At 57.1% G+C, this 12,520-nt stretch carries 15 protein-coding genes; 13 read left to right on the forward strand and 2 right to left on the reverse strand.

Going from position 1 to position 12,520, the window contains the following annotated elements:
- The first annotated feature begins 7 nt into the window (after window positions 1–7).
- A complete protein-coding gene (locus HUV26_RS00115) occupies window positions 8–937 on the forward strand; it encodes a hypothetical protein (RefSeq protein WP_174408072.1) in 930 nt (309 codons plus the stop codon).
- 208 nt (window positions 938–1,145) lie between these two features.
- On the opposite strand, the gene HUV26_RS00120 is transcribed toward HUV26_RS00115, so the two are convergent.
- Entirely contained in the window at window positions 1,146–1,340 is a 195-nt protein-coding gene (locus tag HUV26_RS00120) for a twin-arginine translocase TatA/TatE family subunit (RefSeq protein WP_174408073.1), read from the reverse strand.
- A gap of 342 nt (window positions 1,341–1,682) precedes the next feature.
- Between HUV26_RS00120 and HUV26_RS00125 the strand changes: the two genes are divergently transcribed.
- The 12 genes from HUV26_RS00125 to HUV26_RS00180 all read left to right on the forward strand — a co-directional run bounded on the left by HUV26_RS00125 (window position 1,683) and on the right by HUV26_RS00180 (window position 11,090).
- Entirely contained in the window at window positions 1,683–3,362 is a 1,680-nt protein-coding gene (locus tag HUV26_RS00125) for a rhodanese-like domain-containing protein (protein WP_174408074.1), read from the forward strand.
- 122 nt (window positions 3,363–3,484) lie between these two features.
- Entirely contained in the window at window positions 3,485–3,898 is a 414-nt protein-coding gene (locus HUV26_RS00130; RefSeq protein ID WP_174408075.1) for a hypothetical protein, read from the forward strand.
- 208 nt (window positions 3,899–4,106) lie between these two features.
- The gene (locus HUV26_RS00135) at window positions 4,107–4,949 is read left to right on the forward strand and encodes a hypothetical protein (protein ID WP_174408076.1); all 843 of its coding nucleotides are present in this window, start codon (window positions 4,107–4,109) and stop codon (window positions 4,947–4,949) included.
- A 314-nt stretch (window positions 4,950–5,263) separates the two neighbouring features.
- A complete protein-coding gene (locus HUV26_RS00140; RefSeq protein ID WP_243451192.1) occupies window positions 5,264–5,941 on the forward strand; it encodes an HAD family hydrolase in 678 nt (225 codons plus the stop codon).
- Window positions 5,942–6,087: 146 nt separating this feature from the next.
- The gene (locus HUV26_RS00145) at window positions 6,088–6,390 is read left to right on the forward strand and encodes a YggT family protein (RefSeq protein WP_174408077.1); all 303 of its coding nucleotides are present in this window, start codon (window positions 6,088–6,090) and stop codon (window positions 6,388–6,390) included.
- Window positions 6,391–6,399: 9 nt separating this feature from the next.
- The gene (locus HUV26_RS00150; RefSeq protein ID WP_174408078.1) at window positions 6,400–6,906 is read left to right on the forward strand and encodes a DivIVA domain-containing protein; all 507 of its coding nucleotides are present in this window, start codon (window positions 6,400–6,402) and stop codon (window positions 6,904–6,906) included.
- A gap of 2 nt (window positions 6,907–6,908) precedes the next feature.
- Complete coding sequence (locus tag HUV26_RS00155) at window positions 6,909–7,217, forward strand: DUF167 domain-containing protein (protein WP_174408575.1); 309 nt, start codon at window positions 6,909–6,911, stop codon at window positions 7,215–7,217.
- A 24-nt stretch (window positions 7,218–7,241) separates the two neighbouring features.
- Window positions 7,242–7,472: a DUF465 domain-containing protein gene (locus HUV26_RS00160; RefSeq protein ID WP_174408079.1), complete on the forward strand. Its 231-nt coding sequence runs from the start codon at window positions 7,242–7,244 to the stop codon at window positions 7,470–7,472.
- Window positions 7,473–9,164: a biosynthetic-type acetolactate synthase large subunit gene (gene ilvB, locus HUV26_RS00165; protein WP_174408080.1), complete on the forward strand. Its 1,692-nt coding sequence runs from the start codon at window positions 7,473–7,475 to the stop codon at window positions 9,162–9,164.
- Between the two features lie 9 nt (window positions 9,165–9,173).
- Entirely contained in the window at window positions 9,174–9,662 is a 489-nt protein-coding gene (ilvN, locus tag HUV26_RS00170; protein WP_174408081.1) for an acetolactate synthase small subunit, read from the forward strand.
- Window positions 9,663–9,769: 107 nt separating this feature from the next.
- The gene (ilvC, locus tag HUV26_RS00175) at window positions 9,770–10,759 is read left to right on the forward strand and encodes a ketol-acid reductoisomerase (RefSeq protein WP_174408082.1); all 990 of its coding nucleotides are present in this window, start codon (window positions 9,770–9,772) and stop codon (window positions 10,757–10,759) included.
- 145 nt (window positions 10,760–10,904) lie between these two features.
- Window positions 10,905–11,090 (forward strand): YegP family protein, encoded by a 186-nt coding sequence (locus HUV26_RS00180; protein WP_174408083.1) that lies wholly within the window; start codon window positions 10,905–10,907, stop codon window positions 11,088–11,090.
- 63 nt (window positions 11,091–11,153) lie between these two features.
- On the opposite strand, the gene HUV26_RS00185 is transcribed toward HUV26_RS00180, so the two are convergent.
- Complete coding sequence (locus HUV26_RS00185) at window positions 11,154–12,515, reverse strand: dihydrolipoyl dehydrogenase family protein (protein WP_174408084.1); 1,362 nt, start codon at window positions 12,513–12,515, stop codon at window positions 11,154–11,156.
- Between the last annotated feature and the right edge of the window lie 5 nt (window positions 12,516–12,520).

The raw sequence follows: 12,520 nt of genomic DNA on the forward strand, positions 1-12,520 counted from the left end.
GACGGACATGTTGAGTATGGTTTTCCGCGCCGTAGCGTTGGTGGCTGTAATGTTGTGCGCAGGGGGGGGCTTTGTGTCTCCGCCTGCTGCCCATGCACGCGTGGTGCAGGCAATGTGGTACGAAACGCCTCCGGCTGATGGGCGATTTACCTCTCCGCCGCCAGCAACCAGAGATGCGGCACGTGTTGCTGCCTTTGCGGAAGCTGTTGCCGCTGAGGCTTCAGACCTGACACACGGCGGGATACCCGAAGAGAGACTGGTTCTTCTGCGTGAGCACCTTGTACCCGGAGCGACGTCCTTTGTGGTCAGCTACTCCGAACTGGGAGTGGAGGAAGCACCAGGGGGAAAGGTCCTTTCCGTTGACGTGCAGGTGAACCGCGATGCAGTGAGGCAGGAATTGCGCAGGCTCGGCATTCCCGCCACCCTCTCCGTGCCGGTCGGCTACAAGCCTGTCTACGGTACCTTGCCTTCGGAGGCATGGGAAGCGCTGGGCAGGTTGCATGTGCTCTACGGTGTGCGTCCGGACTCCGGTGCGCGGTTAGAGTTACGTCTGGAGTACGCGAACAAGCTGTGGGCAATTTCTTTGCATGATGGAGCGGGCGCACCCCGCTTTGCGCAGGCAGCTAAGTTGGAAGAGGCATGGAACAAGGCCTGGGGAAGTCTCTTTGCAGCGCAGGCGGCTTCTTCCGTCCAGACGTCCTCTGTGGTACTGGGCGTTGAGGGGTGGTTCACGCCGGACGGAGTTGAGGCCTTTGACACCATGCTGCTGGAATGGACCGACGTGCTGGATGGAGTTTCCCTTCAGGATGTGCGCATGGAATCCGCCGGTATATCCGGCCGCTGGACGGTCACCGTGCTGGACAAGGCGCGTCTGGAATCACGGCTTGCCGAATATGCTGCCAACCGGCGCCTCTCATACTCACTGAAGGACAGATAAGGCGCCAAAAGTCATTGCTTTTTCTCTCGACCCAGACCCTTTGCATGATTGCGAACAGGGGCCTGTGCGGTGTTTTTCGCTATGAAGGGGGCGCACTCCCATGACTTTCCGGTACCGCAATCGTAATAACAAAACCCGAAGAGCGTTGGCCCTTCGGGTTTTCTTATGAGCGTAATCACGAGAATAAGGCGGAACAGATGTCTGTGGACTAGGCTTCGTCGTCATCCTTCTTCTTTTTGGAGGAAGGGGTCACATCGATTTCGTCAGGCTCGGTGGTGGCCTTCTTGAAATTTTTAATCGCGCGGCCAAGTCCGCCGCCGATTTCGGGGAGCTTGTTGGCACCGAAGACGATCAGTACCACAAGGAGTATCAACAGAATTTCTTGCATACCTAATCCGAACATACATTGCCTCCGTGGGATATTGATGCAGGCTATACACAGGGGGAGGGTTAAGGTCAAGGGAAAGTCCCGCTTGCGGCGGGTATTCCTTCCGCTAACTGGCTGTAATTGCAAGCCCGGACTTCGTTAGCAGCAGCTAGCGAGAAATATATTCTCACGCGGCATTGGGCATACAGGGTGTTTTCCTTCACTTGTGCCCGAAGCCATGAGCGTGTAGGGTGCATAACATATTGCAATGACAAGAGTGCTCTCGCTGCAGCCAAGGGTTTTATCGGTGTTCCAGTCACCCTCAAGGTTACCCATGCTGCAGGGATGAAACAAACCATATTTGAGAGGAAGGTTTTCATGCAACGCATAGTCGTAGTCAGTTCCGGTCTTGCGGGTGCCAAGGCGGCCGCACGCATAAAGCGGTTTGCCCCGGAGGTGGAAGTTAACCTCGTCATTCCCGGTGGCGAAGAACGTGCAACGGGCGGTTCCGGACCCTTTGCACGCATTACGGCAGCCCGTCAGGTTTCAGAAACCATGATGGAGGCGCGTCAGGTTGGAGTTATCAAGGCGCGAAACGTACAGATCGATTTTGCCCAAAAAGTTGTGACTGTTCAGGCCTCCCGTGGCCTTATCCAGATACGGTTCAATCAGGTGGTGCTGGAGGTGGATGCCTCGCCACGCCTGCCGCGTGCACTGCATTCGGCGGAAAATGTTGTTCCGTGGCCGTTTGAAGATGGAGGCATGCTGGATGCGTGGATAGCGGAAACCGCTCCGGAAAAGGCCGTCATTGTGGGCGGCGCGACTTCTCTTGGCCTTCTTGCTCCGTTGCTGGAAGCCGGCCTTAACGTCACTTGGGTGCGTACTTCCGATGCCGGATTCGATGCCTACATGTGGGAAGCGATGGACAGGATGGCGGGAGCAGGAAACGGCAGGCTTACCGTCGAAGACTGGTCTGCAGTTCGGCTGGAGTCGCTTATGCCGGTTTTGTCTGAGAGCGGCGCACTTCAGGCAGTTCAGGACGGTCGGGGCGGAGTGGTGGAAGGCGATGTGTTTTTCTGGACGGAACCTCAGCGCGCGCTGCACCCCATTATTGCAGAGCAGGGAGTTGAACTGGATGCTTCCGGCCTTATCGCAGTGGACGAGCATTTTCACTGTGGTCCCGATGGGTTGTATATAATTGGTTCCGGGGTAGCCCTGCCGCGGCTGCCGCTTCAGGTGCCGGGTCAGGCTTCCGGGCAGCCTTTGGGACAGGCGGTTCCTGCCATTGCCTCCGGAGATGAAGCGGTGCTTGCATCGGCACGGGTGGTGGCCAACCATCTCGCCGGATTTGTGAGCGAGAACGGTAGCTGGGGTGGCTGTGCCGGAACATTGCGCTTCTCAGGTGCGGGTGTGTTGGCTTGCAAGGTTGGGTTGACGCATAAGGAAGCTGTGGAGGCTGGGTTTGAGCCGGAGTTTGGCCTGTTGAAATCATCCCCCGGCCTTGCATCGGAACAGGGAGATCCTGTTGTCGTAAAGCTGCTATGCGACAAGCATTCCCATGCGATTCTTGGTGCACAGATTGTTGCCAAGGAAGGGTGTCAATGGGCGGATTCCATCGCCAATGGTGTAGTCACTGCCCTTGCCGCGTCCATGATGGTTGAGCGTCTTGCGACGCTTGATTTCGCCGGAGGAGGCGGTGAGTTGCTGGTCCGTGCGGCTGCAGTTCTTTCCAACAAGCTGCTGTACAGAGTATACGGCGTTTCCGCAGCCGAGCTGCTTGCCTCCAAAGAGGCGGGGGCCAACTTCTTTATGCTGGACCTGCGCGACAATATTGCATGGAAAAACGGACATATACCGGATTCATACAATATTCCGTTCACACAGTTGAAGAAGCGGCTGCAGGATGAAGTGCCCAGATTTACTCCCATTGTGCTTATAAGTCGCACTTCAGATGCCGCCTATTCCGTGGCGTGCCATCTGCGCGGATTGGGTGCTTCTGATCTGTACGTTCTGGATGGCGGCATGGAAATGTGGCCCTTTGCCGTGGCTAAGGGGTAGCGGAGTTCGTGTCTTTATCCTCAAAAAAAACAGCATGTTCCGCCGTGCTGCGCATGCCGGGTGATCGGTGCGCTTTGTATGCTGTCGGGCACTGCCTGCATGCGGAAAGGCTGAATCCCGGTTTGGAAACCAATTGGCACTGCCGTGAGCTTGTGCGCTATGTGGCGGCGTATGATTTGTTGATGGAGCAGGGGGAGCGGTTTTCTCTTTCCATGGACGAACTGGGGGGCATGTGGCAGGGGCGTTGTGCCACGATGCCCGCGCCGGGAGCCGGTTGCACGGCGTTTGCCCCCCGCGGGGGAGGCTGCAAAGGCTGTGGCGGAGGTGGACGAACGCAGGACGAAAAAGGACGTGCGGAAGAAGAGGGCGGTGCAGCGGACCCGCCGGACGGGGCGTTTACGGATTTGGTTGCCGCCATCGGCTGCATGTATTCGATGGACCATGCCTGTGTGCTGCTGATGCCCGTATGTGAGGGGAGGTGCCAGCGGTTTGTACCGCGCGAGTCGGCACCCGGCAGTGCTTGCTGTAAAAAATGACCGCAGAAACCTGAGACAAGAAATGACAATGAACACGACACCCATAATTTTTCATGTTCCGGGGCTGCAACCGCAACTTGCCTGTTCCGGTTTGCCGCAGTGTGTGCAGTTTGTTTCACCGGGGCTGCCCGGGGCAGCGGGGGAGAGGTTTTTTGTATCGCCGGAGCTGGTTTTTTCTCCTGCAGAAGCACGGGCGTATCTGAATGATATGTTGTCGCTCGGTGAAGGGTACCGGAACACCAGAGATTTGGTGACGCTGGCCCTGCAGCCGGATGAGAACCCTTATTCCGGCGACCGGGCGTTGCGCAGTGAGATGGCGGAACTGGAACGGTTTGCGGAAACCGGGGTGCTGGAAGGCTTTGACGATGAGGATATTTTTTCCTCTGAGTCTGCCGGGGGCATTGGTTCCGGCTCGCAGGGAGCTTCGGGCGGGACAGCCGGTTCTGCCAATTCTGCCGGTTCGGGCGGTTCTGCCGGACAGGGAAAGAAGAGGATAGCGGCACCGGCCCCGCGTGACTCTGCGGCGGCAGCGCAGAAGGCATTGATTCTGGCGTGGAGTCTGGAAGCACGGGTGCACGAACTGCGGCAGTTGAAGGATAGGTTTGCCGGGGCTGCTGCATCGTTGCGGACGTCCATAGGCGCTGAGGATGCGGACGAGGAATTTTCTGAACTTTCAGAAGCGGTGGGGCTGGGCACGCCGGTGTCCAAGGGCGCGGACAACGCGGAGGATGTGGCACCCATGGCGTGGCGCACCGTGTTTGACGCCATGCTGCGGTTTGCGCCTGTGCAGGCTGTATTCATCACAGGCGATGCCCGCATAGTGGGTGCCGTGGCGGATGTAGCGGATATTGTTCCGCCGGATGCGGATATTGCTGCCCAGTTGGGAGTGTGCCCCGCTACCGCGAAAGCACTTTCTATGGCGCGCATTCCCGCGTGGCTGCTGCTGGGGCACAGCCGTGTTCCTGAATCCCGCCCGTGGCTGGACCGTGAGGTGCGGTTGCTGTTCTGTTCCCGTGTGCAGGGCGTTGCCGAACTGGTTCCGGGTGAATGACGGAATTTTTTCCTGTTGAATGTCATTTATCAGGTGAATGTCATTTACAGGTGAACGTTGTTTCACAGTGAACGTTGTTTCACAGAAGAGAGTTGTTTCACAGGTGAATGTTGTTTCACAGGCGAGAATTTTTTCACAGGGAAATGTTGTTTTTCGGCTGAACGACATGTTTTACGGGCCGTTCACAAATGATAAGAAACGAGACGCAGCATATGTTCAGGGCTGCCGTATGCCGAGGGGGGCGCGGGTCTGAACAGGGTTTGCCGCAACACAGCAGACTGCCTTGTTCTGCGGTTCGTTAAGGGGCGCGCATTGTGTTTGTTACTCCGCATAATCTTGACGAGGCGTACCCGCTGGGCATAGCCGGAGTCATTTTTGACTGCGACGGCGTGATGTTCGACACCCGCCAGTGCAATGTTGAATACTACAACCGCATTCTTGAGCGCATGGACCTGCCGCCCATGACAACGGCTCAGGAAGACTATGTGCACGTGGCTACGGTGGGGGCATCGCTTGAGCACATCATTCCCCGCAGCCGGTGGCATGAAATTCCGGAAGCGCGCCGGTCCGTGGACTATGTGAAGGAGATTATGCCGCACATGCGCCCGGAGCCGGGACTCTTTGAGTTTTTGCAGACGCTGCGGGCGCTGGGCATACGCATGGCGGTATACACCAACCGAACCAACTCCATGGAACTGGTGCTGGATAGGTGGAGTATTTCCTCGTTCTTTCATCCGGTTATCACGGCGCAGAAGGTGCGGGGCAAGCCGCATCCTGAAGGAGCTTTCAGGATTCTGGAAGCATGGCGCACGGCTCCCGGAGAGGTTGCCTTTATTGGTGACTCCCATGCAGACCAGCAGGCGGCAGCGGGAGCGGGCATACCTTTCTGGGCATTCCGCAACGAAGGGCTCCACGCGCACAGACATGTGACGGATTTCTGGAGTGTGCGGCGTGCGTTCCTGCAGTGGAAGGCGCAGCCGAACTGCCTGTAACTCTTCGGTTTAGGTTTCTTTTTTTCTTTAATCCGCAGCTTTTGCATTTTTTGCTTGATTTCGGCTTGCAGGAAATGGAAATATGCACAGTAAGGGGTGTCATCAGCCTACCGGCAGGCATGCCCCCTCGTTCATACGGAGGATTCATGGAGTTGATAGCAGGAAATTTTCTTATGGGCATCGCCGGGATTCTGGACGCGATTCTGTCGCTGTATTTCTGGATCATCATAGCATCGGCGGTGCTCTCCTGGGTTAATCCGGACCCGTACAATCCCATTGTTCGCATTATCCGTGGCCTTACGGAACCGGCTTTCTACAGAGTGAGAAAGTGGTTGCCTTTTACCTATATCAGCGGGCTGGATCTTTCGCCCGTGGTGCTGCTGCTCGGCATCCAGTTCATCAAGATGTTTGTTGTGCGCTCGCTGTACCAGTTTGCGGGAGCCATGTAAGGAGGGATCATGTCTGTCAGCCGCATTGATATCCTGAACATGAAGTTTCCCCGTTCCGTGGGTGGGTATAATGCCCAGCAGGTGGACCGCTACCTGCTGGAGATTGCCGACACGCTTGGCCGCCTGAGCGAGGAGAGGGCCGGACTTGAGGCTCGTGTGGCCGAGATGGAGGAGCGCCTGCGGGATTACAGGGAGCGGGAAAGCGCCCTGCGGGATACCATGCTCACGGCGCAGCGGGTGACGGACGAGCTTAAGGCCACGGCGCAGCGCGAGGCGCAGCTTATTCTGGATGCAGCCTACGCCAAGGCGGAGAACCTGATGAATCAGGGGCATCAGCGCCTTGCGAAGGTTCATGAGGAGATAAATTCCTTTAAGAAGGTTCGCGCTCAGTTTGAGATGAAGGTGCAGTCGGTTATTGACTCGCACCAGCATCTTCTGGACCTGAGCCGCCGGGAAGAGGAACAGGCGGGCGCAGCCGAGAAGAAGGTGGCCTACCTGAAGACGAACAATAGTTGAGCATGCATGTGCCGGAGTATGTGCTCCCGGAGCCTGACGGCGGCTTTTCGCTGCTGGTGTGGGTGCAGCCGGGAGCGAAAAGGAACGAGGTGGTCGGCGTGCATCAGGGCCGTTTGAAGATTCGTCTCAACGCGCCTGCGGTGGACAACAAGGCCAACAGGGCGCTCCTTGATTTTGTTGCGAAACTTCTGACTGTGAGGCCGAGCCGCCTGGAACTGGTGGCGGGCCAGACAAGCCGTCAGAAGAGGATTCGTATACAGTCAGCAGAAGAACCCGTGTGGAGTTCGCTGTGCATGGGCGGTGCTGAATAACCTCCAAAGGAAGGAGACAGGCTTATGGAAGCAAGAGACATCGAATTGCTTGAAAAGTTTCTTCCGCAAGATGTTGAACTGAAAACCCTTTGGGATGAGCACATCATCTACAAGAAACAGCTTGAAAAACTGGAGAACAAATCCTTCCGTACGCCTGCCGAGGAACTGACCCTGAAGGAAATAAAAAAGCTTAAGCTGGACGGGAAAACCCGTCTTCATATGCTGCTTGAAAAATACCGCAATGCGGAGGCATAAATGGAAATGACTGGGGCCAGAATCCTGTTGGAATGCCTCAAGAAGGAAGGGGTTGATGTTCTTTTCGGCTACCCGGGTGGTGCCGTTATTGACATCTATGACGAGCTTCCGAGGCATGAGAACATAAGGCATGTGCTTGTGCGCCACGAACAGGGCGCGGTGCATGCGGCGGACGGATACGCGCGTGCTTCCGGCAAGGTGGGGGTGTGTCTTGTCACCTCCGGACCGGGTGCCACGAACACCGTGACCGGCATTGCCACGGCATATTGCGATTCCATTCCGCTGGTGGTTCTGACAGGACAGGTACCCACGCCGCTCATCGGCAACGATGCGTTTCAGGAGGTGGACATTGTCGGCATCACCAGACCGTGCACCAAGCACAACTATCTGGTGAAGGATGTGAACAAACTGGCTTCCACCATAAAGGAAGCCTTTTATCTTGCGCGCTCGGGGCGTCCCGGTCCCGTGCTTGTGGATATTCCCAAGGATGTTCAGAACAGGCTGTGCGAGTTCAGTTATCCTGAAGACATAAAGATGCGCAGCTATAACCCCACATACAAGCCCAACCTGAACCAGTTGCGGCGTGCTGCCGAGCATATTCTGCTTGCCCGCAAGCCGCTCATGTTTGTGGGGGGCGGGGTTATTACCTCCAACGCCAGCGCGGAACTGGGTGAAATGGCCCGGTCACTGCGCATGCCGGTGGTTGGCAGCCTTATGGGGCTTGGGGCTTTTCCCTGTGACGACCCCCTGTGGCTGGGCATGCTGGGAATGCATGGCACGTATGCGGCGAACAAGGCTGTGAGCAACGCCGATGTGATTATCGCCGCCGGTGCGCGGTTTGACGACCGGGTGACGGGCAAGCTCTCTTCCTTTGCGCCGGGAGCGAAGATCATCCATATAGACATTGACCCCACCTCTATCCGCAAGAATGTGGAAGTGCATGTGCCTGTGGTGGGCGACTGTAAGCAGGCCCTTGCCGGTATTCAGGAAATTGTGAATGCCCGGTTTGCGGAAAAGGACTGGGCCGGTGTTCATGCGGAGTGGATTGCCCAGGTGGATGAGTGGCGTGCCACACAGCCGCTTACCTACATCAAGAACGGTACGCTTAAGCCGCAGAAGGTGGTGGAAACCATATTCGAGCTTACCGGGGGCGAGGCCATTATCACCACGGAAGTGGGGCAGAACCAGATGTGGACTGCCCAGTTTTATAAGTTCAGAAAGCCGAGGACGTTGCTTACCTCCGGCGGACTGGGGACCATGGGTTACGGACTGCCTGCGGCCATAGGGGCGCAGATGGCGTTTCCTGACAAGCTGGTGATAGACATTGCGGGAGACGGCTCCATACAGATGAACAGTCAGGAGCTGATGACCGCCGTGTGCAACAACCTGCCTGTGAAGATTGTTATCCTGAACAACGGGTATCTGGGCATGGTGCGCCAGTGGCAGGAGCTGTTCTATAAGCGGAACTACTGCAACACCTGCATGGATGCGCAGCCCGACTTTGTGAAGCTGGCGGAAGCCTATGGTGCGCTGGGGTTCAGGGTGACGGAAGAAGCGCAGCTTGTGCCCGTGTTGCAGCAGGCCTTTGCCGCGCCCAATACCTGCATAATTGACGTGCAGGTGGCGCGCGAGGAAAATGTGTACCCCATGGTGCCTGCCGGTGCCTCCCTTGAAGAAATGCTGCTGGTGTAGGAGGTATCCATGCGTCACGTGTTATCTGTGCTTGTAGAGAATGAACCGGGGGTGCTCTCGCGGGTGGCGGGGCTTTTCAGTGGACGCGGATTTAACGTGGATTCCCTGAATGTTGCGCCTACCCTTGAGCAGGGGGTATCCCTTATGACCATAACCACCACCGGGGATGATCAGATTGTGGAGCAGATTGTGAAACAGCTCCGCAAACTGGTGACGGTGATTAAAGTTGTTGACTTTCAGGACCTGGCTGCCGTAGAGCGAGAAATGGCACTTATGAAGGTCTATGCGGAAGACAGCCGCAGGGCGGAGATACTGCGCATTGCCGACATATTCCGATGCAAGGTGGTGGATGTGAGCATGAACGAACTGACCATAGAAGCCACGGGCGACCATGGAAAGATTGAAGCGATCATCGCGCTACTATCGCGTTTCGGCATAAAGGAAATTGCACGGACCGGCACCGTGGCTATGCGCCGTTCCATGCAACCCGAGAGTTAGACAACAACGCCAGGCAACCCGCCTGAGTGCCGGTCGGCTCTCAGGCGGGTTTTTTTATACCCGCAACCTAAACGTGTGCGCCGCGTTTTGCGCGGCAGGGAGTAGTAATGAAGGTTTATTATGAACAGGATGCAAACCTGGAAGTCTTGAAGGACAAGACCGTGGCCATTATCGGCTATGGCAGCCAGGGCCACGCCCATGCGCAGAACCTGCGTGATTCCGGCGTGAACGTCATTGTCGGTCAGCGCCCCGGTGGCGCGAACTATGAGCTTGCCAAGGAACACGGCTTTGCGCCCATGTCCGCGGCTGATGCCGCCGCCAAGGCCGACCTGATCATGATCCTACTCCCCGACCAGTCTCAGGCCGCCGTGTATGAGAATGACGTGAAGCCGCACCTGAACGCAGGCAAGTCGCTTGTGTTTGCGCATGGCTTCAACATCCACTTCAACCAGATTGTTCCCCCCAAGGATGTGGACGTGTTTATGGTCGCACCCAAGGGCCCGGGCCATCTCGTCCGCCGTACCTACACCGAAGGTGGCGGCGTTCCCTGTCTGTTTGCCATCCACCAAGATGCAACTGGCAAGGCACGGGAGAAGGCACTGGCCTATGCCAAGGGTGTGGGCGGCGCGCGTTCCGGCGTTATTGAAACCACGTTCTCGGAAGAGACCGAGACTGACCTCTTCGGCGAACAGGCAGTGCTGTGCGGCGGGATAAGCGCGCTTATCAAGGCCGGATTCGAGACGCTGGTGGAAGCAGGGTATCAGCCCGAAGTGGCTTACTTTGAGTGCCTGCACGAGACCAAGCTTATTGTGGACCTGCTGTATGAAGGCGGCCTTGCCAAGATGCGTCATTCCATATCCGACACCGCCGAGTACGGCGACTATGTGACGGGTTCCCGCATCATTACCGAGGAAACCAAGAAGGAAATGAAGCGCGTGCTGGAAGACATTCAGTACGGCCGTTTTGCCAAGGACTTTATCCTTGAAGCCAAGGCGAACTACCCCACCTTTACCGCCCGCCGTCGCATTGAAGCTGCTCATCCCATTGAGCAGGTAGGCAAGCGTCTGCGCGACATGATGCCCTGGCTTAAGAAGTAGTTCTGAGCCTACGGCAACCGAGTGATTATGAGGCCGCCCCGCAAGGGGCGGCTTTTTTTATGGAATGTCTATTAGGCTTCAAGGAAATGTTGCATAAACTCGAGCATAGATATATCGATATAGAAAATATTTCAAGGAGGCTCAAATGAGCAAATGTGTTGGAACCGATCATGATACTTGGGAGTTGTATAAAGACAGCGCAGGAAAATGGAGATGGCGCAGAACGGCATCGAATGGGCGTATAGTGGGAGCATCCACAGAGGGATATGTCAATAAGTCCGAATGCATTAGCAATGCACAACGCAACGGTTGCGACTGCAGCTTTGAGTAAATGAAAGAAGCCGCCCAACTCGCGATGGGCGGCTTCTTTCATAATCTCTCTAACCAGACGTATTTACACGACAACCCTTGGCCCTGTAGCCGCTGCCTCCAGCGCTTCATCCAACGTGGGATGCGCCCAGATAATGGAATGCACATCTTTTTCTGTCCACTGCTGCGCAACCATGATGGTGGCAGCCGCCACAAGATGCGACACACCATGCCCCACGGCGGCAATACCCGCCATTTTGCCTTCTACCCACAGCACTTTCACAAACCCATGCGTGGTGCCGTATGACTGCGCAATGGGATTGGCGATAAGCTGGGATACAGACACCTCCACGGACTTGCCCGCCGCTTTCAGTTCCGCCACCGTGGTACCTACGCGCATGACCTCTGTATGCCCGTAGATGCAGGCAGGCATGGGGCCGGAAGCATATTCCGCCTGCTCCTTGCCGCACATATGCCGCACCGCGTACCGGGCTTGATGGTCCGCCGCATGGGCCAGCAGGGTGCGGCCGTTTATGTCGCCGATGGCATATACCGTATCTGACGCCCTGAGGCAGCCGTCTGTTTTGATCCAGCCGGACCCGACCGTTGTTCCGCCAGCAGCCTCTATCTGCAAACCCGCGCTTGCGGGCTTGCGGCCTGCGGCCATGAGCGACTTGGCAGCGGTAAGGGTTTCGCCATCTTCAAAGGTCAGCACGGCGGTACCGTTCACTGTCCTGAGCGAGGCAACCTTGCGTCCTGTGTGGATTGTCCAGCCTTCGCGCTTGAGCTGCTTGGTCAGCACATCTGCTATATCCGCATCTTCCGTGGGAGCGAGGCGGTCCATGCCTTCCACGATGGTTATCTTTGTGCCGAGGCGGCTGAAGAAGTCGCCCATTTCCAGCCCGATGGCACCTGCGCCCACGATGATCATGGATTCCGGGGCTTCGGTCAGGGTGAGCACATGGGAGGAGTGCAGCACGCAGTCGCCGTCCGGCTCCAGACCGGGGAAGGCTGCGGGCATGGACCCTGTGGCCACGACACATTGTGCGAATGCGAGTTCGGTTGTGCCTTGCGCATTGGTCACCGCAAGGGTGCCGGGGCCACGGAAGGCGGCTGTTCCGCTGAACACATCCACGCCCAGCGCCTGCAACTGCTTGCCTACGGCTGTGCGGCTGCCCTTGAGGAAGCGGTCTTTGCGCTGCTGCATGGCGGCTAGATCGAACCGCAGGTGGCCTTCTGCCCCTTTCAGCTTCTGCTGGACATGCAGCATGGGGCCTGCCGCCGTCGCACCGAGGAAGAGCTTGGTGGGGATGCACCCCCAGTTCAGGCAGGTGCCGCCCAGATCTTCCTTTTCTACCAGTGCGGTGCTGAGGCCAGCCTGTGCGGCCTGCATGGCGGCTCTCATGCCGCCGGGGCCCGCCCCTATGACGATGCAATCGTAGCTCATGGCGG

It is taken from the genome of Desulfovibrio psychrotolerans (assembly GCF_013340305.1).
Lineage (GTDB): Bacteria > Desulfobacterota > Desulfovibrionia > Desulfovibrionales > Desulfovibrionaceae > Halodesulfovibrio > Halodesulfovibrio psychrotolerans.

What these genes read in the sequence shown, in the direction of transcription:
- HUV26_RS00115 (WP_174408072.1), top strand. Translation starts at nt 8, where the DNA reads ATGTTGAGTATGGTTTTCCGCGCCGTAGCGTTGGTGGCTGTAATGTTG.
- HUV26_RS00120 (WP_174408073.1), bottom strand. Translation starts at nt 1,340, where the DNA reads ATGTTCGGATTAGGTATGCAAGAAATTCTGTTGATACTCCTTGTGGTA.
- HUV26_RS00125 (WP_174408074.1), top strand. Translation starts at nt 1,683, where the DNA reads ATGCAACGCATAGTCGTAGTCAGTTCCGGTCTTGCGGGTGCCAAGGCG.
- HUV26_RS00135 (WP_174408076.1), top strand. Translation starts at nt 4,107, where the DNA reads ATGTTGTCGCTCGGTGAAGGGTACCGGAACACCAGAGATTTGGTGACG.
- HUV26_RS00145 (WP_174408077.1), top strand. Translation starts at nt 6,088, where the DNA reads ATGGAGTTGATAGCAGGAAATTTTCTTATGGGCATCGCCGGGATTCTG.
- HUV26_RS00150 (WP_174408078.1), top strand. Translation starts at nt 6,400, where the DNA reads ATGTCTGTCAGCCGCATTGATATCCTGAACATGAAGTTTCCCCGTTCC.
- HUV26_RS00155 (WP_174408575.1), top strand. Translation starts at nt 6,909, where the DNA reads ATGCATGTGCCGGAGTATGTGCTCCCGGAGCCTGACGGCGGCTTTTCG.
- HUV26_RS00160 (WP_174408079.1), top strand. Translation starts at nt 7,242, where the DNA reads ATGGAAGCAAGAGACATCGAATTGCTTGAAAAGTTTCTTCCGCAAGAT.
- ilvB (WP_174408080.1), top strand. Translation starts at nt 7,473, where the DNA reads ATGGAAATGACTGGGGCCAGAATCCTGTTGGAATGCCTCAAGAAGGAA.
- ilvN (WP_174408081.1), top strand. Translation starts at nt 9,174, where the DNA reads ATGCGTCACGTGTTATCTGTGCTTGTAGAGAATGAACCGGGGGTGCTC.
- ilvC (WP_174408082.1), top strand. Translation starts at nt 9,770, where the DNA reads ATGAAGGTTTATTATGAACAGGATGCAAACCTGGAAGTCTTGAAGGAC.
- HUV26_RS00180 (WP_174408083.1), top strand. Translation starts at nt 10,905, where the DNA reads ATGAGCAAATGTGTTGGAACCGATCATGATACTTGGGAGTTGTATAAA.
- HUV26_RS00185 (WP_174408084.1), bottom strand. Translation starts at nt 12,515, where the DNA reads ATGAGCTACGATTGCATCGTCATAGGGGCGGGCCCCGGCGGCATGAGA.